Annotated in this window: 21 protein-coding genes and 2 pseudogenes; 13 read left to right on the top strand and 10 right to left on the bottom strand. The window is 55.1% G+C overall.

Features of this window, described 5'->3' with window-relative positions; all coding sequences use genetic code 11:
• Position 1 precedes the first annotated feature (1 nt).
• From QZ280_RS06990 to QZ280_RS06975, 4 genes are read left to right on the top strand one after another with little or no spacing between them, the layout of a single operon-like run.
• Complete coding sequence (locus tag QZ280_RS06990) at positions 2 to 412, top strand: PaaI family thioesterase (protein ID WP_293441855.1); 411 nt, start codon at positions 2 to 4, stop codon at positions 410 to 412.
• On the top strand, positions 409 to 1,176 hold the full coding sequence (locus QZ280_RS06985) for an oxepin-CoA hydrolase, alternative type (RefSeq protein WP_293441854.1): 768 nt from the start codon (positions 409 to 411) through the stop codon (positions 1,174 to 1,176). The genes QZ280_RS06990 and QZ280_RS06985 overlap by 4 nt, the downstream gene beginning before the upstream one ends.
• Positions 1,173 to 2,165 carry a nitronate monooxygenase gene (locus QZ280_RS06980; protein ID WP_293441853.1) on the top strand — a complete coding sequence of 331 codons (993 nt, stop codon included), beginning with the start codon at positions 1,173 to 1,175 and terminating at the stop codon, positions 2,163 to 2,165. The genes QZ280_RS06985 and QZ280_RS06980 overlap by 4 nt, the downstream gene beginning before the upstream one ends.
• Positions 2,152 to 3,642, top strand: a complete 1,491-nt coding sequence (locus QZ280_RS06975) for a class I adenylate-forming enzyme family protein (protein WP_293441852.1) — start codon at positions 2,152 to 2,154, stop codon at positions 3,640 to 3,642. Before QZ280_RS06980 ends, QZ280_RS06975 begins: the two co-directional genes overlap by 14 nt.
• Here QZ280_RS06975 and QZ280_RS06970 read toward each other — a convergent pair.
• The 8 genes and pseudogenes from QZ280_RS06970 to crtA all read right to left on the bottom strand — a co-directional run bounded on the left by QZ280_RS06970 (position 3,639) and on the right by crtA (position 11,473).
• Positions 3,639 to 4,832, bottom strand: a pseudogene (locus tag QZ280_RS06970) (crosslink repair DNA glycosylase YcaQ family protein). The gene QZ280_RS06975 and the pseudogene QZ280_RS06970 overlap by 4 nt on opposite strands.
• 3 nt (positions 4,833 to 4,835) lie before the next feature.
• A complete protein-coding gene (locus QZ280_RS06965; RefSeq protein WP_009828840.1) occupies positions 4,836 to 5,861 on the bottom strand; it encodes a LacI family DNA-binding transcriptional regulator in 1,026 nt (341 codons plus the stop codon).
• Positions 5,862 to 6,087: 226 nt separating this feature from the next.
• Positions 6,088 to 6,180: pseudogene (locus QZ280_RS06960) on the bottom strand (IS5/IS1182 family transposase); the annotation flags it as partial.
• A gap of 10 nt (positions 6,181 to 6,190) precedes the next feature.
• A complete protein-coding gene (gene hemE / locus QZ280_RS06955; protein WP_293441851.1) occupies positions 6,191 to 7,222 on the bottom strand; it encodes a uroporphyrinogen decarboxylase in 1,032 nt (343 codons plus the stop codon).
• On the bottom strand, positions 7,219 to 8,106 hold the full coding sequence (gene bchO / locus QZ280_RS06950; protein ID WP_293441850.1) for an alpha/beta fold hydrolase BchO: 888 nt from the start codon (positions 8,104 to 8,106) through the stop codon (positions 7,219 to 7,221). The genes hemE and bchO overlap by 4 nt, the downstream gene beginning before the upstream one ends.
• A gap of 5 nt (positions 8,107 to 8,111) precedes the next feature.
• Positions 8,112 to 9,764 carry a magnesium chelatase subunit D gene (locus QZ280_RS06945; RefSeq protein ID WP_293441849.1) on the bottom strand — a complete coding sequence of 551 codons (1,653 nt, stop codon included), beginning with the start codon at positions 9,762 to 9,764 and terminating at the stop codon, positions 8,112 to 8,114.
• Entirely contained in the window at positions 9,765 to 10,772 is a 1,008-nt protein-coding gene (gene bchI, locus QZ280_RS06940) for a magnesium chelatase ATPase subunit I (RefSeq protein WP_293441848.1), read from the bottom strand.
• Entirely contained in the window at positions 10,769 to 11,473 is a 705-nt protein-coding gene (gene crtA / locus QZ280_RS06935; RefSeq protein ID WP_293441847.1) for a spheroidene monooxygenase, read from the bottom strand. Before crtA ends, bchI begins: the two co-directional genes overlap by 4 nt.
• A 122-nt stretch (positions 11,474 to 11,595) precedes the next feature.
• Between crtA and QZ280_RS06930 the strand changes: the two genes are divergently transcribed.
• From QZ280_RS06930 to QZ280_RS06920, 3 genes are read left to right on the top strand one after another with little or no spacing between them, the layout of a single operon-like run.
• Positions 11,596 to 13,140 carry a phytoene desaturase gene (locus QZ280_RS06930; protein WP_293441846.1) on the top strand — a complete coding sequence of 515 codons (1,545 nt, stop codon included), beginning with the start codon at positions 11,596 to 11,598 and terminating at the stop codon, positions 13,138 to 13,140.
• A gap of 8 nt (positions 13,141 to 13,148) precedes the next feature.
• Positions 13,149 to 14,192, top strand: a complete 1,044-nt coding sequence (gene crtB / locus QZ280_RS06925; RefSeq protein ID WP_293441886.1) for a 15-cis-phytoene synthase — start codon at positions 13,149 to 13,151, stop codon at positions 14,190 to 14,192.
• Between the two features lie 21 nt (positions 14,193 to 14,213).
• Positions 14,214 to 14,693: a TspO/MBR family protein gene (locus QZ280_RS06920; RefSeq protein WP_293441845.1), complete on the top strand. Its 480-nt coding sequence runs from the start codon at positions 14,214 to 14,216 to the stop codon at positions 14,691 to 14,693.
• Here QZ280_RS06920 and crtC read toward each other — a convergent pair.
• Entirely contained in the window at positions 14,690 to 15,598 is a 909-nt protein-coding gene (gene crtC, locus QZ280_RS06915) for a carotenoid 1,2-hydratase (protein ID WP_293441844.1), read from the bottom strand. The genes QZ280_RS06920 and crtC overlap by 4 nt on opposite strands.
• A gap of 2 nt (positions 15,599 to 15,600) precedes the next feature.
• The gene (crtD, locus tag QZ280_RS06910) at positions 15,601 to 17,088 is read right to left on the bottom strand and encodes a 1-hydroxycarotenoid 3,4-desaturase CrtD (RefSeq protein ID WP_293441843.1); all 1,488 of its coding nucleotides are present in this window, start codon (positions 17,086 to 17,088) and stop codon (positions 15,601 to 15,603) included.
• Positions 17,089 to 17,211: 123 nt separating this feature from the next.
• On the opposite strand from crtD, the gene QZ280_RS06905 reads away from it, so the two are divergent.
• The 6 genes from QZ280_RS06905 to bchZ all read left to right on the top strand — a co-directional run bounded on the left by QZ280_RS06905 (position 17,212) and on the right by bchZ (position 24,449).
• Complete coding sequence (locus tag QZ280_RS06905; RefSeq protein WP_293441842.1) at positions 17,212 to 18,099, top strand: polyprenyl synthetase family protein; 888 nt, start codon at positions 17,212 to 17,214, stop codon at positions 18,097 to 18,099.
• Complete coding sequence (locus QZ280_RS06900; RefSeq protein WP_293441841.1) at positions 18,100 to 19,227, top strand: methyltransferase; 1,128 nt, start codon at positions 18,100 to 18,102, stop codon at positions 19,225 to 19,227. It begins immediately after the preceding gene.
• A 127-nt stretch (positions 19,228 to 19,354) separates the two neighbouring features.
• The gene (bchC, locus tag QZ280_RS06895) at positions 19,355 to 20,296 is read left to right on the top strand and encodes a chlorophyll synthesis pathway protein BchC (protein ID WP_293441840.1); all 942 of its coding nucleotides are present in this window, start codon (positions 19,355 to 19,357) and stop codon (positions 20,294 to 20,296) included.
• Complete coding sequence (locus QZ280_RS06890; RefSeq protein WP_040778586.1) at positions 20,293 to 21,297, top strand: chlorophyllide a reductase iron protein subunit X; 1,005 nt, start codon at positions 20,293 to 20,295, stop codon at positions 21,295 to 21,297. Before bchC ends, QZ280_RS06890 begins: the two co-directional genes overlap by 4 nt.
• 252 nt (positions 21,298 to 21,549) lie before the next feature.
• Positions 21,550 to 22,992, top strand: coding sequence for a chlorophyllide a reductase subunit Y (gene bchY, locus QZ280_RS06885; protein ID WP_156793453.1), 1,443 nt, complete (start codon positions 21,550 to 21,552; stop codon positions 22,990 to 22,992).
• On the top strand, positions 22,992 to 24,449 hold the full coding sequence (gene bchZ, locus QZ280_RS06880; protein WP_009827555.1) for a chlorophyllide a reductase subunit Z: 1,458 nt from the start codon (positions 22,992 to 22,994) through the stop codon (positions 24,447 to 24,449). Before bchY ends, bchZ begins: the two co-directional genes overlap by 1 nt.

Below are 24,449 nucleotides of genomic sequence, written 5' to 3'. Positions count from 1 at the left end.
AATGACGCGCGAGATACGCAATGAAACGGGAACGCAAAGGCTGGTCGGTTATGTCATCGACGTGGGTCATGAAGATGGATGCGCACGCTGTTGGCTTGATTTGGATGAGCAGCATCTGAACCGTCACAACGTGCTTCACGGCGGGATCGCGACCATGCTTTTGGATAGCGCGAGCGGTGCAACGGGGAGCTTGACGGTTGATCCATCGGGATTTGTACCGTTCCTGTCCGTTTCGCTGAACGTGCAGTTCGTAGCACCGGGCCGACCTGGGCGCGTGACTGCGATGGGTCGCATCACAGGCGGTGGCAAGTCGTTGAAGTTCATTTCGAGCGAGCTGCGTCATGAAGACGGTACTTTGATCGCTACGTCGAGCGGCGTGTTCAAACGTGTCCCAGAGGAGAAACTGACATGAGCCTCGCACGCATCGAGCAACAAGGCGCCACTTTGGTCATCGTAAACGCTAACCCCACAAAGCGTGGCGCACTCTCACCGGATCTTTACACCGTAATTTTGCTGGCCTTGGAGCGTGCAATTGATCCCAGCATCCGTGCGATCATTTTTTCGTCTGAGGGCGGTTTCTTTTGCTCTGGTGGTGATCTGAACACGCTTCGCGAACGCAGTGGGCTTAGCCTAGAAGAGCGCCGCGCGAAGGTGCAGGAGTTGCATGATTTGGTGACTGGCCTGCGCAACGCTTCCGTACCGATCATCGCTGCGATTGAAGGTGGTGCTGCGGGGGCTGGCCTGTCGCTTGCCTTGGCCTGTGACATGATCATCGCTGCGCCGACCGCGACGTTCACGGCCTCCTATGTGAAGGCTGGTGTCGTGCCTGATGCTGGCTTAACGTCCGCGCTGACACGCATGTTGCCGCGTCAAATGGTGAGTGAAATGTGCCTGCTCGCGCGGTCTGTGACTGCGGAACGTTTGGCGGACCTTGGAGTGATCAACGCCATCGATACCGATCCTTTGAGTCATGCACATGCTATTGCAGAGAGTTTCGCCCAAGGTCCCCGCAAGACTCAAGGGACGATCAAAGGGTTAATTAACAGCGCCTATGAAAACAGCGAAGCACAACAGCTCGACGCGGAACGCGAAGCGATGATCCGTGCGGTTGTCGATACGGAAGCAAAGATTGGCATCGCCGCCTTTCTCAATAAAGAAAAGCCGGATTACCCATGATCTTGAACACGCCCTTGACGGAAGAATTCGCCCTGCGATTGCCCGTGTTGGCTGGCGGGCTGATGTGGCTTGCGGATGCGGATTATGTTGCTGCCTGTGCACATGCGGGCATCATGGGGTTTGTGACGGCTGCCTCCTTTCCTGATCCTAAAGATCTGAAGACCGAAATCACGAAGGCCAAACGCCTGTGTGGCGATAAACCGTTTGGCGTAAACGTGTCTATGCTGCCCAAGTTGGTGCCGGGCGAAAAGACCGCGGATATTTTCAAATTGATTGCGGATGAAGGCGTTAAGGCGATTGAGACTTCTGGCCGTAACCCAGAAGAATATATGGAACAGCTGAAAGCGCAGGGATCGTTTGTCATTCACAAGGTGCCCTCCGTCCGTTTCGCTCTGAAAGCCCAAAGCATTGGCGTTGATATGGTCGCGATTGTGGGGGCTGAATGTGGGGGGCATCCTGGGCTCGATCTGATTGGAACGATGGTGAACAATGCGCTCGCGCTTGAGCGGTTGCAGATCCCTTTTCTCATCGGGGGTGGCATTGGCCATGGAGCGCAGATTTCTGCTGCTATTGCGATGGGGGCGAGCGGTGTTGTCATGGGCACACGTTTGCTTGTTGCGGAGGAGCTGAACGCGCATCGTAATTACAAACAAGCGCTTGTCGATGCCACAGAACGCGACACAGCGCTGACGATGCACACTGTGCGCAACACAATTCGCACGCTGCGCAATGAAACGACGGACGTGGTTGCGAAGCTTGAATTGGAGAACCCAGAGATCGGGTTCGAGGGTTTGCGCGCGCATGTGGCGGGCACTGTGGGACGCAAGGCTTACGAAACAGGCGATGTGTCGCGCGGTATGTTGTCTGCGGGCCATGCGCTTGGGCTTACGGATAAGATAGAGCCAATGGCGGAGATTATTGCGCGGCTCGAAGCACAGGCCGAGGCAGCGGCGGGTCGGCTTTCAAAGGCAACACATGCGCATTCATGAGTTTCTTCAATATCAGGCTTCAAAGCGGCCCAACGGGGTAGCGCTTGAGGATTGGAATGGAGATAAATGGACGTTTGAGCGTGAGTGGAACTGCACCAAAGCCGCTGCTGACCTTTTGAAACTGACTGGCGTTCAACGTGGTGATCGCGTGCTTCTGGTGACGGAAAATTGCGCGGCTGTTTGCGCGTTCATTTATGCGTGTTCTCTGGTCGGTGCTTGGGCGGTTCCTGTGAATGCGCGGCAAACGGCGACAGAATTGAACCGCATCGTTACGCACGCCACGCCGCGCATGGCCATTTTCATGTCGAACGTGTCTGAGGACGCCAAAACCCATGGTACATCTTTTGAGGCTCGCGACGTGCGCGGCCCATGGGGTACAGTGATGATGGCTGATTTGGGCGTGAGCGATCCTGTTGATACCCTAGACGTCGCCGTGATGCTGTACACAACAGGGACGACGGGCACGCCGAAAGGGGTGATGCTGAGCCATGGTAATCTGGTCTATGCTGGCAAAACATCGGCTAAGACACGGGGTATAACGCCGGACGATACGGTCTATGGCGCGCTGCCGATGACCCATGTATTTGGCCTTGCCTCGATGCTGATGGCGGCGACATTTGCAGGTGCGACGATCCGGTTAGAAGCACGATTTGGCGCGGCCAAGCTCTATGCGGCCTTGTGCGATGGCGTGACGATCTTGCCAGCAGTCCCGCAGATGCACGCAGTGTTGATGCAATACACAGCAGAGCAAGGGATCGCCTCCATCGCCGGTGGGCCTTTGCGATATGTCTCATCTGGTGCCGCTCCGCTTGATCCCGTGTGGAAACGCAAGGCGGAGGCGTTTTATGGGATCGCCTTGCAAAACGGCTATGGCATGACCGAAACCAGCGCAGGTGTGTGCACAACCAAAAGCGCGTTTGGTGATCCAGATATCTCTGTTGGGCCACCTTTGGCAGGGGTCGAGATTGCGATTGACGAAACCGCGACGGGCGGTGGTGATGGGATTGGTGAGGTGCTGACGCGCGGGCCTCATATTATGCTTGGGTATTTCCGCAATGAGGATGAAACCGACAAGGTTCTGGATGCAGAAGGTTGGATGCACACGGGCGACCTGGGTCGGATTGACGACGCTGGCCTGCTACATATCCTTGGGCGCAGTAAGGAGCTGATCATACGTGGCGGCTTCAACATTTACCCGCCCGAGGTGGAGGCAGCATTCAACGATCATCCAGATGTGATCCAGACTGCGGTCGTTGGTCGGCTAACGTCTACAGGGGATGAAGAGGTACTTGCTTTTGTGCAAACCCCCTCCCTGGATACAGTCTCCACTGAAGTTTTACGCGCCTTTGTCGAACCGCGCTTGTCACCCTACAAACGCCCGAGCCAGATCATTCTTGCGCTTAGCTTGCCCGCTGCGCCGACAGGGAAGCTGCTCAAACATAAACTCATCGACACATTCGCGGACCAGTTGCGCTAGTGTTCTGACGTAAGGCCAAGCTTCGGGTCAATCACGACGCGCTCAACGCCCGCAAATCGCGCCATGCGATCCAGCTCAGCCAATAGTTTTTTACGTCGTGCAGGTGTTGCCTGAACATCCTTTTCCCACCAAAGGCCAGTAACGTTCAAAATATCATCAGAGCGCAAGGCCTTCATGTCGATGCGGCCTACAAGCCTGTCACCTTCAAGCATTGGAAACACGTAATACCCGTATTGCCGCTTTGCTTCGGGCACGAAAATCTCGATGCGATAGTGAAAGCCAAACAAACGTTCCGCACGTTTGCGATCGCGAAGCGCCGGATCAAAGGGGCTAAGAATGCGCAGGCGGCTTGTGGGCTTTGGGGGCGTTTCGTCCCAAATTCCATCGCGCGCAAAAGAGCGACGCAAAGTACCATCAACACTTTCAACATCAATCTCAGTCAGATCCGCAGTAGCGCACCATTCCTTCGCTTCCGCCTTGGTCACGATATCCCAAAAATCCGCAATCTCGGTTGATGTTGCAAAGCCCAAACGATCCAAAGCGGCATTACAGAGCCAATCGATGCTGCTCTACCTTTTGGGTTCTGGGGAGATCAAACCCGCATCCAAAACACGCGCGGTCACATTATAGAACTTCTTGAACGATTCGCGACGCGTGACGGTCAATTCACCTGTGCGCCACAGATATTCCAAGGCCGTCTTTGAAGGATGCCAATCCCACCAACCCCTAGAACCATGCTTTTCGCCTTCGCCAACACAGGCCGAAGACTTGGGCCCTTCCGCTTCAATGCGTTCTAAAAGCGTGTCGACTTTTTCTTCGAACCCTTCACGCCGCCAACTGCGCCACTGACGCCGCAATGTTTCTGCATCACGCTCAAAGCGTAGCTTCCAATGTGGGAAAAATGCGGTTGGAATGATGGAGGCATCATGCGTCCAATGCTCGAATAGGGAGTGATCTTTTTCCAGCAAGGGCGTGAGGTTTGTGGGGCGATACGCTGCTCGTCGCGCGCGCAGAACCATATGATGGGCGCGCTCAACCGTGTTGATGCTATCGACCTGAACAAAGCCAAGTTGGGTGATCAGATCAAATAAGTCTTCGCCCTTGCCAGACCCCGAGGGTGCAGCGCTTAGCAAATGCCGATCCAGAAAAATTGCTCGCGCGGCTTTGTTTTTGAGAACGGGCAGCGCCACGGGCTAACGACGTTTCAGCGTCTCGCCAAAGCTAATTTTAGGGGTCAACTCAACGCGTTTGTCCAGCTCGATTTCTGGGTTTTCAACACGTTGCGCAATAATTTCAGCAGCTTTGCGACCAATCTCTTGTCGGCAGGCATCCATCGTTGCCAATTGCCGTGGCAGGCCCTGCAACAACTCGACACCATTGAACCCCGCAAGACCGATTTGCGCAGGGATATCGTAACCATTTTCCATAAGATACAGCAGACCACCCGCGCCAATCATGTCGTTGGAATAATAGAGAAAGTCGAGCTCTGGATCACGTTCAAGCATAGCCGCAGTCATTTCGCGACCTTTGGCCAATGCAGAACCACCCGAATAAAACTCGCGCTCTGCGATTTCGATGCCCGCCTTTCCAAGCCCTTCAGTGAATCCCTCGAATCGTTTGCGCGCACGGTGATCGAGCGGCATTTTCGTGCCCATAAATCCGATGCGCTCATAGCGTCCTTTGATAATCGCTTGCGCCATTTCACGTCCGGCGCGGCGATGGGAAATACCCACGCTCGTGTCAATTGGCGTGCCATCTACATCCATGATTTCGACGACGGGAATGCCTGACGCTTTTAGCATCGCACGCGAGGCATCCGAATGTTCTAGACCCGCAACAATCACGCCAGAGGGTCGCCAGGACAGCATTTCGAAAAGCACGCGTTCTTCTTTTTCAGGCTGGTAATCTGTCACACCGACAACTGGCTGAAGTTCTGTGTCTTCGAGCACCTGAGAAATGCCTGTCATCACCTCAGGAAAGACCATGTTGGAGAGCGAGGGGATCACAACTGCGACAAGGTTCACGCGTTGGGAGGCAAGCGCACCTGCGATTTTGTTGGGAACATAACCCAGCTCTTTCGCTGCCTTGAGCACCTTTTCACGGGTCGCCGCCGAGACGTCCCCACGATTGCGCAAAACCCGCGAGACGGTCATTTCCGAGACACCGGATTCTTCAGAAACATCACGAAGCGTCAGAGGGCGAGCATCAGTTTTAGACAAGGTAGGCTCCAAGAGAGTGTTAGCGTTACCTCACCCTAATTCGGAACCGTGCGAAGTGCCATGGGGTGATTTTCCCGCTGACATTCGTTTTCTTGCGCGCTAGGCCAACTCGAGAGTGGCCTCGTGGCTCAACTGAATAGAGCGGCCACTTGGCTTTTTTACACGAATCAGGTGAAGGGCAGTCTTCTCCTTTCCGCAAGCGGAGTCGGCACACTAGCTCGATTTTAGGTCTGCCAAGAGCTGTGTAGCGATTGAGGACCGCAATCCTGATTTGGATCTCTGCAACTTGACGATCGAAGTCCCTCGCCGTCAACGATTGAGATGACCGTTTAGGCGCGAACTGTATCAATCATCAACTGAACGTTCTCAGGATCTGCATCAGGCGTAATACCGTGACCCAAATTGAAAATATGTGGCCCGTTCGAAAGCACATCGACGATGCGGCGCGTCTCAGACACCAAGGTCTCACCACCTGTCACCATATGGCTGGACGCAAGGTTGCCTTGCACACAGCCGTCGGGCTGTACGTTCTGTGCAACCCACTCGGCGCTGACAGCGTCGTCAAAGGCAATACAATCGGCACCAATGGCGGCATGTGCCCCTTTGTAGCGCTCGCCCGCGCCACGTGGGAAAGCGATGATCGGTGTGTTTGGATGTGCAGCTTTCACGCCATCAACGATTTTGCGCATGGGTGCGAGGGAATATTTGTCGAAATCATCGCCTTTGAGCGAGCCAGCCCAGCTATCGAAAATTTTGATTACTTCAGCGCCAGCTTCGATTTGCTTGTTCAAGTAGGCAATCGTGGCCTCTGTGATCCGATCGAGTACGCCTTCAAAGACAGGCAAGTTCTCGGCCTTCAACGCATGCGCGGGCGCTTGGTCTGGCGTGCCTTTGCCGCCAATCATGTAGGTCGCAACGGTCCATGGAGCACCTGCGAAGCCGATCAAAGTCGTCTCGTCAGGCAACGCCTTAGATAGTCGATTGACCGTTTCGTAAACGGGAGAGAGATGGTCGTGGATATCATCCGCAGGTTTCAAAGCGTCCAGCTCTGCCTGCGTGGTGATTGTCGACAACCGCGGGCCTTCGCCCGTTTCAAACCGCAGATCTGCCCCTAAGGCCTGAGGCACCAAAAGGATGTCCGCAAATAGAATAGAGGCGTCAAAGCCGTAGCGTCGAATAGGTTGCAAGGTCACTTCGGTCGCGAGCTCTGAATTATAGCAAAGAGACAGGAAATCACCAGCTTGCGCGCGTGTGGCACGATATTCAGGAAGATACCGACCCGCTTGGCGCATCATCCAGATTGGCGGCGTGGGCAATGTTTCACCGCTGAGAGCGCGCAGGATGGTTTTCTGGGATGTCATAGTGATCTTCCTTGGTTTTTGATGTGCAAAGGCGCGAGCGCCTCAAGTATTATGGTGGCGACGCGTTCTGCATCTTCTTCATGCGCTAAATGACCGAGATTTGGCAACAACTCAAACCGCGCATTTGGCATTTTCGCCGCGGCATTCCGGGATGTTTTAGGGGGAACGGTAGTATCCTTCTTTCCGGCGATCAAAAGCGTCTCAGCACCGTTCTGCGGCAGGCCTGCAATCAGGTTATTGAGCGACCATTGCGCCATCATTTGCAGCGTTGCATTCACATGCGAGCGCGAGGCGACAAGACGCTTGTAAAAGGCGATATCGTCCTTTGGCAGGTTTGATCCTGTGCTTTTCAAAATATGTTCGACCCCTTGTCCGCGCGAGGAGGTGGCGCTGAAAAAATCAGCGGCAAGGGGCAGGGCTGCGATAGCTTTCGCAAGCAAAGGGAACACCACACCTGCAACACCTGCGAAGGGTTCAAGTGCTGCGTTTATCCCTATGATCTTAGGCTGGTCCGGTGCCATAAGTTCCGCCATGCGCAAAGCAATGGCCGCTCCTGCGGAATGACCGATGATAGCATAAGGATTGAACTGCTCTGTGCGACATAGGGTAAGAATATCCTCTGCCATCGCATCCAATCCGCAGCGTTGTTGCGCGCCAAGCTTGGTGAAACCCTGCCCAGGAAGATCAATCACTACGACGCGGAAATGAGGTTGCAGTAAGGGGGTCAGATGTTGCCAGCTATGCGTCGCGCCACCCGCCCCATGCAAAAGCAAAACGAGAGGCCCATCGCCGATGTCCTGCACGTGCCATCGATGGGGCGCGCTAGACACGAAACGCGAATGGGCAGTGTTGGGCCAAGTTGCACTGTCTTTCGCCCAGTCCATCGCGCTTAGCTTGCCAAAGAGGCGGTGACAGCGGCGCTGACCCGTTTTGCATCTGCGCGCGGCAATGCGATGTAGTTGGCGTGCATCATATCTGCCAGTTGCTTAAGGCTGCGTTCGGGGCGAATGGTTGTATCAATCACCAACGCATCAACCCCAGCGCTTAGAATATTGCGCGCCATCGTTTGCGCATCATCACCTGCTTGTGTGCGGTTGGCTTGACCGTCCAGTGCAATATTCGCGCGCCCGTCTGTCAGCAGAACGATGGTTGCGCTCATACCTTTGTGTGACGCGGTTTCTGCGAGAGATAAAGCCGCTGTAAGACCGGAGGCAAGCGGTGTTCCGCCGCCACCAGGCAACGCCGCAAGACGACGTTTGGTTTGTACCAGCGAGCGCGTGGGCGGCAGAAGAACCTCTGCATCAAGGCCACGAAAAGAGATCAGTGCCACATGATCACGACGTGCATAAGCTTCGCTAAGGAGCATTTCCACGGCACCTTTGGCTTCAGCCAAACGTGCCATTGCGGCAGAACCAGAGGCATCGACTGTGAAAATCAGCAAACGATCGGAAAGCGTTTGATAGCGTTTGCGGCGCAGGTCACCGGGGTGAATGATGGGGCCCGTGCGCTGGGGTTGAGCTTCTCTACGGATAGTTTGATAGGGAATAGCGGCACGCAGTGTGGCGATCAAATCGACGCGCGCGGTATTGGCTTTTGACCCTGCGCGTGCGGGCAGGGGGCGGCCGCGCCGATTGCCGTTTTGCTTGGCACCAGCCCCGTTGCCAGTGGTGCGTTTGCGTTTGGTATCGCTCGCGAGCTTCTCCAGCACGTCGGCCGGCAACGCGGCTTTCACAGCGTTTAGCAAGAGATCTTCGGGGATGGAAAGCGTATCATCCTCATTTTGCCGCGTTTCGTTTTGCGGTTCTTGCGGTTGCTCTGGCTGCTCGTCTTGAGTTTCAGGCAGGCGGGTGGCGCGGTGGGAAAAGACGAGATCAACGGCGATGCTTAGATCCTCTGGCGTGATCACCTTGCGCTGATGCAGTGCCGCATGAGCTTGCGCGGCGCGCATCGCGTAGGTCGGTGCGCGTAGGCTGGGGATGCCGAAGCTAACCGCGAGCGTTACCAGCTGCTCAGGAACTTCATTAGGGATATCGACTTGCCGCACGTCCTTGGTGAGTTGCGCGAGATTGTCAGGGAGTGTCACAGGCTCAAAGTCCGCAAGCGCCAAACCATCAAGTGAAATCCAGAACGCCGCGCGATCACTTAGGGAATTGGGGAGCGTTTCATCCTCAACACCTTCATCAAGGGCGAGAAACGCATGTCCGTTACCCGCGTCGAGCGTCTGGCTAAGACGGGCAGTGAGATATGGATTAGCGCGCTCTGCCATTGGAAGGATGAAGAGGGACGGATCGCGATTCAGCAGGCCCTTTTGCATGATGAGCGTGCTGGCTTTGAGAGTGGACGAGAGATCAATTTCGCCATCAAGGACCTGCGCAGTCATGCTCGGATGCAATTTGACGTGCGGCATTGGTATTCGCTGGCTCGTACGCAGGAAAGCATCGCGCACAGGAGAGACACGTGCACGCACGATCAGGCCAGCGAAAGAATTCGGATCAATTGCCAGCAAAGTCAGAGCGAGAGTAGCGCGGTGCCAAGGCGTCATTCAGACACCCAACGTGTCTTGCACGATGCGCTCAACCCGCGTGCCAGTCCCTGCATCATCGAGAGGATCACGGCGTAGGCGGTGGCGCAGGGCGAGCGCAGCTGTGGCGCGAATGTGGGAGGTGGCAAGATGCGTATCATCGCGAAACGCCGCGTAAGCGCGCGCAGCTTTGAGCAAGGTCAATTCACCACGCAAACCATCGGCTCCAAGGTTGAGACAGAGCTCGGCCACATCACGCAGCGCGCTATCGGGTGTTTCAAGGTCCTTCAAAGCCATGCGTGCAGAGACAATGCGATCACGCAGCGCGGCATCTTCCGCCTGCCAGCGCAACATGAAGGCCGCATGATCATTCTCATAGGCATCGCGGCGTTTGATGACTTGAACACGTTCGTCGATATCACTTGGGGATGCGACGTCGACCGAAAGACCAAAGCGATCCAAGAGCTGTGGACGTAGCTCGCCCTCTTCTGGATTGCCGGAGCCAACAAGCACAAAGCGCGCGGCGTGGCGGATCGAGAGGCCTTCACGTTCGACCACATTTTCGCCGGATTGCGCGACATCCAAAAGCAGATCAACGATGTGATCTTCGAGAAGGTTCACTTCATCAATGTAAAGGTACCCGCGGTTCGCTTGGGCGAAAAGCCCCGGTTGAAACGCTTTCTCGCCACGTGTCAGTGCACGCTCGATATCAAGCGCACCGGTGACGCGATCCTCTGATGCACCAAGGGGCAGATCAACGACGGGCGTTGGAATTTCGTGTGTGTCTTTGTGTGTGACATTCGCCCACTCCGGGCAATCGGCAAAGTGTTCGCTGTTGACTGGGCAGGCTTTGATAGAGTTGATATTCGGTAGAAGCCCTGCAAGCCCGCGCACGGCGGTAGATTTGCCCGTGCCGCGATCACCAAACACCAATACTCCCCCAATCGAGGGATCGATGGCCGTGAGAATCATCGCCTGCTTCATGTCGTCTTGGCCGACAATGGCGGAGAAAGGGAATGGATGCTTCATGCTATGTCCACTTTTGCTAAGGGTGATGTGCCGCCCCATGTTCCGATGTCTGAAATAAGGGTGAAACGCGCGTAGAGCTCTTCGTTGAACCAGTCTTCGTTTCTGACGGCTTTGATGGCCTCTGCATGCGGTCCTGTGCGTGCGAAATTCGCCATTTGCGCGGCGTCGCGCCAAATCGAAAACGTCACCTGATGCAGCAATGGAATTTCACCGACACCGATCTTGAAAAGGACGTTTGGATCTTGACCAATCACGCTGGAAATATTCGGCACACGTCGCCAGAAGCGCGCGGCAATGCTTGGCTTGATCGTGGCGCGTGTCAGGGCCACCAGTGGGCCGGTTTTGTTATGTTGTGTTGGAATAAACGGGGTTTTGCCAGACCAAGCGCCACGCGTGGTGTCGGTGGTCATTAACATGCTCCAATGCTCTGACGCATGGGTTTTGTAACGTTGAAACAGGGGGTCATTCTCAATCGCGCGTGTCGCGCTTGCCTCGTCGGGCCATGTCGCGAGAATCGCATAGACGGATGTGTTGGGGATAGGTGTGAACCCCTCGCCAGAGCCGGAGCCGCATAACTTCCAGAAATCGATTGCCTCGACCTTGCGCAAATGACGGCGCGCGAGTCCCATCATCACGAAAGCCCACGCGCGCGCGCGCCATGAGCCAAAGCGAAAGAGACTGAAACTGACAACCTGCGACATCGTCATGTGTTCCCAAAGATTCCCTAATGTGTAAACTTAGAGTGACACATATCCCTTGCTTTGTGAAGCACTCTCACACTAGAATTGTAAACTAGACTAGACAGTTGTTGCCGGGATTGATCATGAAACAGCTTTCAGAAAATGGATTGGACAACCGCGCGATTGTGATTGGTGCGGGCCTGGGTGGTTTGTCGGCTGCGATGCGTTTGGGCGCGAAGGGCTATGCGGTCACTGTGCTCGATCGCTTGGATCGCACGGGCGGGCGTGGATCGTCTATTGAGCAAGACGGCCATCGATTTGATCTTGGTCCAACGATTGTTACTGTCCCTGATGTGTTTGAACGTCTTTGGGCTGACTGTGGTCGTGATTTTCATGCGGATGTGGACCTGCGCCCGTTAGAGCCGTTCTATGAGGTGCGTTGGCCGGATGGCACGAAGTTCCACGCAAGCTCTGACGACGACAAGATGTTGGCAGAGGTCACCAAGCTAAGTCCGAACGATGTAAAGGGGTTTAAGAAGTTCTTGAAGGATGCCCATGCGCGGTATGTTATTGGATTTGAGGGCATGGTTGCCAAGCCGATGCACCGTGCTTGGGAAACGATCAAAGTTTTACCGACGTTTGCAAGGCTGCGCGCGGATCGCTCTATTTACGGATTAGCGGCGTCGCGTGTGAAGGACGAACGCTTGCGCATGGCGCTCTCATTTCATCCGCTGTTCATTGGGGGTGATCCAACGCATGTGACCTCGATCTACGCTTTGGTTGCGCATCTCGAAAAAACCTATGGCGTGCATTATGCGATGGGTGGAGTGCAGGCGATTGCGGATGCGATGGCGGACGTGGTGCGCGCGCAGGGTGGCGTAGTCAAACAGAACGTCACTGTTGACGAAATCCTGGTTGACCAAGGCGCTGCAAAGGCTGTGCGCCTTAAGGATGGCAGCGAGCTGGACGCGCCTTTGATTGTCAGTAACGCAGACGCGGGGCACACTTATTCGCATTTGCTGCGTAACCATAAAAAACGTCGCTGGACCCCCAAAAAGATAGCGGGAAAGCGGTGGTCTATGGGGCTTTATGTTTGGTATTTTGGCACCAAAGGCACGGCGGACAAGTGGGCCGATGTGGGGCATCATACGATCGCCAATGGACCGCGCTTTAAGGGCCTGCTGAAAGATATCTTCATGCGCGGTAAACTCGCAGATGACATGAGCCTTTATATTCACCGCCCATGTGTGACTGACAAAAGTGCCGCTCCTGAGGGGGATGATACGTTTTATGTGCTCTCCCCTGTGCCACATCTCAATTGGGACAACCCTGTGGATTGGACGCGCGAAGAACCGATCTATCGCGCGAAAGTTGCTGCTGAGGTGGAAAAGCTGATCCCTGGCTTTCAGGATCACATCACAACCGAAACGGTCTTTACGCCCGAGACTTTTCGCGAGCGGTATCTTAGTCCGCATGGCTCTGGTTTTTCGCTTGAGCCGCGTATCCTTCAAAGCGCCTATTTTCGCCCTCACAATGTGAGCGAAGAGGCGAAAGGACTCTTTCTTGTAGGTGCGGGTACGCATCCCGGGGCGGGTCTTCCGGGGGTTGTTTCAAGCGCAGAAGTGTTGAGCAAAATGGTGCCTGATATGCATTCAGTTGAGACAGAGACAAGGTTGGCCGCAGAATGAGCGCGCCGGTGATCCACCCTGATGATCTTGAGCATTGCCGCGAAGTGATCCGCACAGGGTCTTTGTCGTTTCATGCGGCCTCCAAACTTCTGCCAGGCTCTGTGCGCGACCCTGCTTTGGCGCTTTATGCGTTTTGTCGCCTCGCGGATGATGAAGTGGACGAGGGTAGCAACAAGGGTGCAGCAGTGCTTGATTTGCAAGCTCGGCTTGATCTTGTTTACGCAGGCACGCCACGCAATGCACCGGAGGATCGTGCGTTTGCGGCCGTGTGTGAAAGGTTCGATATGCCGCGCGCTTTGCCGGAAGCCTTGCTTGAGGGTCTGGCGTGGGATGCTGTGGAGCGGCGGTATGAAACGCTGTCTGATGTGCGTGGATATTCTGCGCGCGTGGCTTCTGCGGTTGGCGCGATGATGTGTGTGCTGATGCGCGTGCGCGATGCGGATGCTTTGGCGCGGGCCTGTGATTTGGGTGTCGCGATGCAATTGACAAACATTGCGCGCGATGTTGGCGAAGATGCGCGCGCTGGGCGGATTTATCTGCCGCTTGAATGGATTGAAGGTTCGGGTATGACGCCTGATGCGTTCATGAGCGATCCGCAAGCCTCCCTTGCCGTGCGCAAAATGGTGAAGCGTTTGCTGGCCGAGGCACGTCGTCTATATATACGCTCTGAAACGGGGATAAGCTCGTTGCCGCTCAACGCGCGTACAGGCATTTTCGCAGCACGCTTTATATATGCAGCAATTGGCACGCAACTGACGCGACTTAAGCACGATTCCATCAACCACCGTGCGCGCACGAATACGGTGCATAAGCTGGGTTTGATTGGTATCTCAGGCCTGCGCTCCGCCGCGAGCGTGGTTTTGCCGAAGTCGCCTGTTCTGTTTGCACCTGCTTTGGACGAAGTGCGCTTTTTGGTGGACGCCGTCGCTACGAATAAGCCACGTGCGCAGGACTGGGGCACGGGGCGCACGGGGGCGCTTTTGTCAGTACTATCTGAGTTGAAAGCGCGCGAGGTTAACGCCAAAGCGACAATCGGGGTAGCGGCGGAGTAAACGCGGCTCTATGGTGACGCCATGGAATATTTACTCTTCGCACTCTTTCTAGGTACATGTTTTGGTGCAGGCGCGGCAGGCGGTTTGTTCCCACCCGGCGCATGGTATCAGACCTTGGAAAAGCCATCATGGACACCACCGAATTGGGTATTCCCGGTGATGTGGACGACGATCTATCTACTGATTTCTTTCGCCGCTGCGCGCGTCGCAGTGATAGAGGGCAGCCATTTTGCAATGGCTTTTTGGGCAGCGCAAATCGCGTTTAATACGCTCTGGACGCCGATGTTCTTTGGCTTGCGCCGTTTGAAGGGCGCGCTTGGCGTTATGGCGCTCTTATGGCTCTCAGTGCTGGGATGTTTCATCACACACATGTCGCTAGACCTATGGGCTGGCCTTGCGATGCTTCCGTATTTGTTCTGGGTCAGTGTCGCTGCGATGTTGAATTACTCCGTTGCAAACCTGAACCCAGAGGTCGAAGCGCTGGATCTATCCAAGCTCTAAAACGTCCAGTTCTTGCGGCGCGGCACGCGCACAGCGAGCATGGGCTTGATCAGGTTTGAGCCGTAGCGATTGAGATTAAGCGCTTCGTGCACGCCCTCAACACGTTCGCCATCGATTGTCGTCTGCACGACAGAGCGAGAATAAAACGGCGCATCAAGCATGGCTTTGACTTGCTTGGGCGTTGTGCCCACATCCGCGCGCGTGTCGCGTCTCAATGCCCAAAGCGTGCGTTTGATCGGTGTCTTCGGTGGGCCAGAAACTGCAAGCGCGTTGCCGTCTTCGTCAAAGTTGATCGCCGCATCAAGCACAGACCCATCGCATCGGTTCGCATCATAAAAACAGGTGGAACCCGTTGCTGTTGGATAGCGCGCCCAGTTCCATGTGGTGAAATCATTCTCCAAACGGCGCGTGCCGAAATTGCTGTCGAAATAACCGTGCCCTTCGAATTGCCAACCCTTTGCTTCCAGATCGACGCTGATGCGTGCGGTTGGCGCAAAAGGGCGCCAGACATGTGCGCCATCTAGGGTGAGGGGCATTTCAACGCTGGTTACCGCGGAAGGGAGCAGGCGGATTTGCCCGCGCATGCGTGAGATGAGAGGGAGGGAAGACACCTCGTTAATGTCGATGATCAACGCGCCATTGTCCCAGCGCATGGAGGAAGGACCGACTTGCAAGCAATCCTCGCTTTGGCGCAAAGCAGAACTGCCGCGATCTGTCATCGCGAAACGCCCGCCCCTGCCGTAAGTCGCCACATTAATACAGCAATGATTGCTTGGCTCACCGCGCCCTGACCACGCGTACCACGGTGAAAAGACAGAGCCGATGAAGCCGATAACAGAAACCGCGCGCGTGCCATCATCGCTTACACCGTCTACATACCACCATGCATATCCACCCGCAGGCACGTCTATGTTGAAGTTAGGTCGCTCAAGATCGCCGCGGCCGCATGCGCGCCGGAGAGGGTTGCCATCGGCACCCCCGCCCCCGGATGCGTGCCGCCTCCTGCCAGATAAAGCCCCTTCACCTTGCTGCGCGCGCTCGGACGTTTGAACGCGGCCATCATCCCATGTGGGGACCGTCCGTAAAGGGATCCGTGGCTTGCTGGAAAAAGCTGAGCGAAGTGTTTGGTCATCGTCAGAGTGTCGGGCGCAGGTTGGGGAGAGAAATTGAGACCAAATTGGTCGAGCTGTTGAAGGATCAAGGTCTGACATTGCTCTGTTTCTTTCTTACTTGGGGCGGCATTTATATCATTTGGCGGGCTGTTGAGGATAATTTCGAAGCGTTCAGGACCATCAGGCGTCGCACCGCCAAACCGATCTTGTGCGCAAATGTAGAGCGTCGGATCGTGCTGTTGCCGGCCTCTGGCGAGCGGGGCGTATTCCGTTTGAGGATCTCTCGCGAAAAAGACGTTGTGCGCGGCAAGGTCCACGCCCTTGGGAATGGCTGCAAACGACATGACATTGGCCGATAGACTGCGAGGGGTGGTCATGCCTTTATCGACGGCTTTCTCAAACGTTGGACCAAGCAGGCCAGTTTGCAGTGCATTTGGATCGCCGTTGAACAGCACGGCATCCACAGCGTAGCGCGTGTCTTCGGTTTGCACAGCGCAAGCGCTGCCATCTTGTGTTTTGATGCGCGTGACATGAGCGTTAAACACAAATTCCGCGCCAAACCCGCGCGCGGCCTTTACGATGCTTTGTGCAAGTTGATGCATACCCCCTTTGACGTACCAGACTCCTTTATTTTCAGCTTGCCAAATTAAACTCAAAAGCGAGGGTGACTGCGTGGGCAGGCCCCCGACATAGGTCGCATAGCGTGCAAAAAGCTGGGCGAGACGGGGATCGGTGAAATGCCTGTTCAAGTTTTGCGTAAGCGTGCTGAGCGGTCTCATCGCGCGCAGAAGCTTGGGGGATTTTGCAACGGTGAGTGCAAGCTCAGCGAGGGAGGGCTGCGCTGAGCGAATCATTGGACCATCGAATGCATCAAAGAGATGGTCTGTTTGTTGGCAGAAAGCTGTGAACTCTTCGGCACCGCTGGATCCGAACGCACGCGCCACATTCTCGCGGCTATGCGCTGCGTCGCGCATAAGGTCTAACACTTTGCCATCGCGCCAGAAATGGCGGGCGAGAATATCCTCAGCTTGTAGCGTCACGTGATCCTCAAGGCGCAAACCTGCATCGGCAAAGAGGTCCTCAAAAACAGATTTCATCGTTAAAACAGTGGGGCCCGCGTCCACGTCACCAGCGATCGTCGGCAGCTTGCGCATCTTGCCACCAGGACCCGCGTGACGCTCTAAAACAGTAACCCGGCACCCGGCGTATGAAAGGCGCAACGCAGCCGCAAGGCCAGCGATACCAGCGCCAATGATCGCAATATGAGGGGCAGCTGTGGTCATTAAACAGGTTCCCTTCGCAGGCTTTGGATTGACAGGCTGCTCGAATGTGTCCAGTTTAGTTTACATATTAGTAGTCTTCAAGAAAATACAACTTGAGCTGTCGAACCGCTAAAGGAGTGCCGGATGGATTTTGCAAAGCGCATCGAAAGCGCCATGTCGCGTGCAATCAAGGCCGGTCAAGCGGTGCCATCCCCTGACAAACTCGCGCGCGCGTTGCACTATTCTGTCAGTCCTGGTGGAGCACGCATTCGTCCGAACATTTTGCTCAGCGTCGCTGCGGCCTGTGGTGATGATGCCCCCAAAATTGCCGATGCGGCGGCAGTCGCGCTTGAGTTGATTCACTGCGCATCCCTCGTCCATGATGATTTGCCCTGTTTTGATGACGCAGATACGCGGCGCGGCAAGCCAACGACACATATCGAATTCAGCGAGCCGCTCGCGGTGCTCACAGGTGACAGCCTTATCGTCATGGCCTTCTCTGTTCTCACCGAAGTTGCCGGCCTTGATCCCATGCGTGTGATTGGCTTGATGAAGGTTCTCGCAGATCGCACAGGCATGCCCAACGGCATTTGCGCAGGGCAGGGGTGGGAAAGCGAAAGCACGGTTGATCTTGCCGCCTATCATCGTTCCAAAACCGGTGCATTGTTCATTGCAGCGACACAAATGGGCGCGATTGCAGCGGGCCAAGAGGGCGAGCAATGGGAAGAACTGGGCGCGCGCATTGGTGAAGCCTTCCAAGTGGCCGATGACCTGCGTGATGCGCTCTATGACGAAGAAACTTTGGGAAAGCCTGTGGGTCAGGATGATCTGCATGGGCGCCCAAATGCGGTAACTGAATTTGGCGTATACGGCGCTATTGATCGGATGAAAGACATCCTAAGCGGTGCAATTGCCTCGATTCCAAAATGTCCTGGTGAAGCAGGTTTGGCTAAGCTGGTGAACATGCAAGCAGAAGTGCTTACGCCTTTGAAATGGCGTGCTAGTCAGGCCAACAAAATTCCAGGTGAATAAATGACCGATGCGCGCATGGATATACCAAGCGCACTAGCGAAAAAGCCTAAGGGTGGTTTTTTCGCGAGACTGATTTCATCGCGTAAATTTCAGACATGGGCCGCTGGGTTTCCTTTGACACGCGGCATTGTGCGGCGCGAAGGCGAAGCGCTGTTTGATTTGCTCGCAGGGTTTTGCCAGTCGCAAGTTTTAATGGCTTTGGTGCAGTTTGATATCCCCAAACGCTTGCTGGATGAGCCGATGACGGTGATGCAACTGGCCCATGTTTGCCGTGTGCCGGAAGAGCGAATGCTGATCCTTTTGCGTGCAAGCGTCGCGATTCAGCTGATCAAGCAAAAGCGCGGTGGTCTATACGTTTTGACGCAAAGGGGTGCAGCACTTGTGGGTGTTCCAGGCCTAAGCGCGATGATCAAGCATCATGATATCCTTTACCGCGATCTCTCTGATCCAGTCTCGTTCTTTCGTGGCGAAACAGAGACGGAGCTGGCGTCTTTTTGGCCTTACGTCTTTGGCGGTGGGATGGAACCGGATGTAGCCGCGACTTATTCCGACCTTATGGCGCAAAGCCAAGAGTTGGTGGCACAAGATACCCTGCGCGCGATCGATTTCTCCGGCATCAAAACACTGCGCGATGTGGGCGGTGGCTCTGGCGCGTTTCTTGAGGTGGTGGGCAATGCTTATCCAGATCTAGAACTGGTTGTCTTCGATCTGCCGGAGGTCGCGCCAAGCTCTACTGCGCGGTTTGAAACTGCAGGTATGAGCGGGCGCGCGCGATTCGAATGCGCGTCGTTCAAGACCGATCCGATCTCTACTGGAGCTGATGCGATTAGCCTGATCCGTGTGCTTTATGATCATAGCGACAGCACGGTGCGCCAACTTTTGGCGAAATGCTATGAGGCGCTGCCAAGCGGTGGCCAGTTGATAATTTCCGAACCTATGTCTGGTGGCCAAAAACCTGAACGCGCGGGCGATGTCTATTTCGCGCTTTATACATTGGCGATGCAAACCGGCAAAGCGCGTTCTGCCGCTGAGATAAAAACGCTTTGTGAGGAAGCTGGCTTTGAAAATATCACGATGCCCAAGTCAATGCGCCCCTTCGTGACCACTTGTTTATATGCGCGTAAATAATAACCGTTAGGATAAGTGTCAGTTTTTGTTGACACTTAAGATTGTCAGTTTTACCTTACACATGAGAAGTAATGTCGCACCTGAGTCTTTTGAACGTGGTACCGGCAAGATCACCGAGGGGGTCAACATGGAAACAACTGCTGTTTTGCTGAAAGGCCCGAAGGATCTGGCCTTAGACGTTTTGCAGATCACGCCGCCCAGCGATGGTGATTTGGTAATCGAAGTGAATCACTCTGGCATTTCCACGGGCACCGAAAAACTGTTTTGGTCCGGTGCTATGCCCCCCTTCCCGGGAATGGGTTTCCCACTTGTGCCCGGCTATGAAACCATGGGCGAAGTCATCGAAGCGCCCATGGGTAGCATCTATAAGGCGGGTGACACTGTCTTTGTCCCCGGTGCGAATTGTTATGAGGGCGCGTTTGGCCTGTTCGGTGGCGCGTCGCGCACTTTGGTCAGCAACGAGGATCGCGTCACGAAAGTTGATGCAGGTTTTGGCGCTGAGGGTGCTTTGCTTGCTTTGGCTGCGACTGCACGTCACGCGATGGCGGGGCCGGGCAAAGCGGTTCCTGATTTGATTGTTGGTCATGGCGTTCTTGGTCGTTTACTTGCACGTCTCACACTTTCCGCTGGTGCGCCTGCGCCCACGGTTTGGGAAATTGACCCGGCTCGCCGTACAGGCACTGCTGGATATGATGTGATCGCTCCAGAGGATGATCCGCGTCGCAACTATGAATCTATCTACGATGCGTCTGGGTCCACTGCTGTGCTTGGTGACCTTATCGGACGGATCGCACGCGGCGGAGAGATCGTTCTCGCCGGATTTTACACAGATACCATCAGCTTCGCCTTCCCGCCTGCTTTCATGAAGGAAGCACGTTTTCGCGTCGCGGCTGAATGGAACAGGGATGATTTGATTGCCACACGCGCGCTGGTCGAAAGCGGCGCGCTGAGCCTTGGCGGTCTTATCACGCACAGCGCGCATTCAGCCGATGCGCCAGCTGCATATGAGCAGGCGTTCAGCGATCCTGAATGCCTCAAAATGATGCTGAATTGGAGGGACGCGACGTGAAAGACGAAGTGCCAAATCTCAAAGACTTTGACCAACGCCTGCGTGATGAAGCCGCTGTCGAGCCGTCTTTGGAAGTGCCGCAAGGTGAACCGACGAGCAAAACCCAGATCATTGCGATCTATGGAAAAGGCGGCATTGGCAAATCCTTCACGCTCGCGAACCTCAGCCACATGATGGCTGAGCAGGGCAAGCGGGTTTTGCTGATTGGCTGTGATCCGAAGTCTGATACGACATCCCTATTGTTCGGCGGCAAAGCTTGCCCCACGATCATTGAAACGTCTGGTGCTAAAAAGGTTGCTGGTGAAGAGGTAAAGATCGGTGATGTTTGCTTCAAGCGTGGCGGTGTCTTCGCGATGGAACTTGGCGGACCAGAGGTCGGTCGTGGCTGCGGTGGTCGCGGAATTATTCATGGTTTCGAGCTTCTCGAAAAGCTGGGTTTCCACGATTGGGATTTCGACTACGTCCTACTCGATTTTTTAGGCGACGTGGTTTGCGGCGGTTTTGGCCTGCCTATCGCACGCGATATGGCGCAGAAAGTTATCCTTGTTGCGTCCAACGATTTGCAATCGCTTTATGTGGCGAACAACGTGTGCTCCGCCGTGGAATATTTCCGCAAGCTTGGTGGCAATGTTGGTGTCGCGGGTCTTGTGATCAACAAAGATGACGGCTCTGGTGAGGCGCAAGCCTTTGCTGAAGCGGTCGATATTCCCGTTCTCGCGGCAATTCCGCAGGATGACGATCTGCGCAAGAAATCTGCAAACTACCAGATTGTTGGCACAAAAGAGTCTCAGTGGGGTGGGCTGTTTGCCCAGCTTGGCGAAGCCGTTGGCATCGCGCCACCTGTGCGCCCGACGCCACTTGATCAAGACGGTCTTTTGGGTCTGTTCGACGCTAAAGATACAGGTGGTGATTACCAGCTAGTGCCTGCCACGGATGAAGACATGCGTGGCAAGTTTTCCAAGCCTAAGGTCAGTCTTGAAGTGGTGTATGACGATGCTTAATCGCATAGATCCCATAAACCTCCGCTTAGGAGGATCGTCATGAGCGAAGGTTTGGGCCGTGACGGCTATGAAGTTGCATATGATGAGAACGGCGAGGTACAAATCGTGCCCGCTGATAAAGACGTGAAAGCACCCGCTGATTTGGGCATTATCGACGTCAGTTCTCCAATGACGTTCGAAGTTCCAAAAGACGCTCCTGCAGAAGTCAAAGAGATCGCTCTTGAGGGTGGGTGTTCTGCTGGCACGGCTCAGATGGAAGCGGCGGCGCGGGCTGCTGGCAAGTCTGACATTTTGGATCAATACGCGGCGGATTACCCGCAAGGACCACATGACAAGCCGCAGAGCATGTGCCCCGCATTCGGCTCTTTGCGCGTTGGATTAAGGATGAAACGCACTGCGACGATCCTCAGTGGATCTGCCTGCTGCGTTTATGGCCTCTCGTTTGTGTCGCATTTCTATGGCGCGCGACGTTCTGTCGGCTACGTTCCGTTCAATTCGGAAACCTTGGTCACGGGCAAACTGTTCGAGGACATTCGCGAAGCGGTGCATGACATTGCGGACCCCGAAAAGCTTGACTCAGTTGTTGTGACGAACCTTTGTGTTCCGACGGCCTCTGGTGTTCCGCTCCGTCTTCTCCCGAAGGAGATTAACGGCGTGCGCATCGTTGGCATTGACGTGCCTGGTTTCGGCATTCCTACTCACGCGGAGGCAAAAGACGTTCTTGCAGGGGCGATGCTGAATTACGCGCGTGAAGAGATCGAGGCAGGCCCTGTGCCGATGCCTGCGAGCGGTAAGTCGGATCGACCGACCGTGTCGCTGCTTGGTGAAATGTTCCCAGCCGATCCGATGGTGATTGGTCAAATGCTCGCACCTCTTGGCCTTGCCGCCGGTCCTGTGGTTCCGTGCCGTGAATGGCGTGAGCTTTATGCGGCGCTTGATTGCGGTGCTGTTGCTGCGATCCATCCGTTCTACACAGCGTCCGTGCGCGAATTCCAAGCAGCGGGGCGTCCTGTGATTGGTTCTGCGCCTGTTGGTTTAGATGGCACGCGTAACTGGCTTGCGAACATTGGTGAGGCGTTCAATCTGCCCGCAGATCAAATTGCCGCGGCCCAAAATCAGTTCCTACCAATGATCAAAGAAGCGCTTGCTGCGACACCGATCAAAGGCACGATCACGCTGTCCGGCTATGAAGGCAGCGAACTTTTGGTTGCGCGCTTACTGATCGAAAGTGGTGCTGAAGTTCCTTATGTGGGCACCGCTTGCCCCAAGACACCTTGGTCCGCAGATGATGCGGCTTGGTTAGAGGCGAAAGGCGTTCAAGTAAAATACCGTGCTTCGCTTGAGGATGATTGTGCTGCGATGGAAGCGATTAAACCTGACCTCGCCATCGGGACAACGCCTGTTGTTCAGAAGGGTAAAGAGCTGGGAATTCCGTCGCTTTATTTCACCAACCTTATCTCTGCGCGTCCGCTGATGGGCGCTGCTGGGGCAGGCTCGCTTGCGCAAGTCGTGAACGCTGCGATTGGTAACAAAGATCGCATGGCTAATATGCGCGAATTCTTTGAAGGCGTCGGCAATGCTGACACTGCAGGCGTGTGGGAGAAATCCCCGAACTTGCACCCGAATTTCCGTACCACGAACCTTAAGAAACTAGAACGCGCCGCGAAAGCCGCCAAAGCAGCGGAGATGATCTAATGTTAGTTCAAGATCACGACCGCGCGGGCGGATACTGGGGCGCTGTTTACGCATTTTGCGCTGTCAAAGGCTTGCAATGTGTCATTGACGGACCCGTTGGATGTGAAAACCTCCCGGTCACATCCGTGCTTCACTACACCGATGCTTTGCCACCGCATGAGCTCCCGATTGTGGTGACGGGCCTCGCCGAAGAAGAGATGGGTGCTGGCACGGAAGAGTCGATGAAGCGCGCTTGGGGCGTGCTTGATCCCGCGCTTCCTGCGGTCGTTGTCACAGGCTCTATCGCTGAGATGATTGGTGGTGGCGTGACGCCGCAAGGCACGAACATCCAACGCTTTCTACCGCGCACGATTGATGAAGATCAATGGGAAGCCGCAGATCGCGCGATGACTTGGATCTTTACGGAATTTGGCATGACCAAAGGCCGTATGCCACCTGAAAAGAAACGGACCGAGGACGCGAAGCCTCGCGTGAATATCCTTGGGCCAATGTATGGCACGTTTAACATGCCCTCTGATCTGGCCGAAATCCGCCGTCTCGTTGAAGGCATTGGCGCTGAGATCAACATGGTCATGCCGCTCGGTGCGCATGTCGCTGAAATGCGTGGCTTGGTAAATGCGGATGTGAACATCTGCATGTATCGCGAGTTTGGACGTGGACTTTGCGAGGTGCTTGGCAAGCCGTACTTGCAAGCGCCCGTTGGCATCGATTCAACTACGAAATTCTTGCGCACATTGGGTGAGCACCTAGGTCTCGATCCTGAGCCGTTCATTGAACAGGAAAAGCACTCCACCATCAAACCCGTTTGGGATTTGTGGCGCTCTGTAACTCAGGATTTCTTTGCGACTGCGTCCTTCGCAATTGTTGCCAATGAAACCTACACGCGTGGAGTTCGTAAGTTTCTTGAGGATGATTTGGGTCTACCTTGCGCTTTTGCTGTTGCACGCCTTCGCGGCAAAAAGACGAACAATGACGAAGTGCGCGCAATGATGCACCAAAAACGTCCGCTTATTGTGATGGGGTCCATCAATGAAAAAATGTACCTTGCGGAGATGAAATCAGGCTTCGGGCCTGCGCCTTCGTTCATTCCTGCGTCCTTTCCTGGTGCCGCCATCCGGCGCGCGACGGGCACGCCTTTCATGGGCTACGCGGGGGCGACGTATCTGGTTCAAGAGGTCTGCAACAGCCTCTTTGATGCCCTCTTCCATATTCTGCCATTGGGCACGGAAATGGACGAAACGCCTGCAACACCGACACAACTGCGTCGCGATTTCCCTTGGGATGCGGATGCACAAAAACGACTGGATGAGATCGTGGCGAACCACCCCATCCTGACACGAATTTCTGCTGCAAAAACGCTACGGGACGCTGCTGAAAAGCGCGCGCTCGAAAGTGGGGCGGAACGGGTTTTCCTTGAAATTGTGGAAGACCTCCAACCAGCTTCGGGAGGAGCCTAA

Source organism: Planktotalea sp., from assembly GCF_018607995.1.
Lineage (GTDB): Bacteria > Pseudomonadota > Alphaproteobacteria > Rhodobacterales > Rhodobacteraceae > Planktotalea.
The sequence above is the reverse complement of the archived record's forward strand: the minus strand, read 5'-3'. Positions and strand labels throughout refer to the sequence as shown.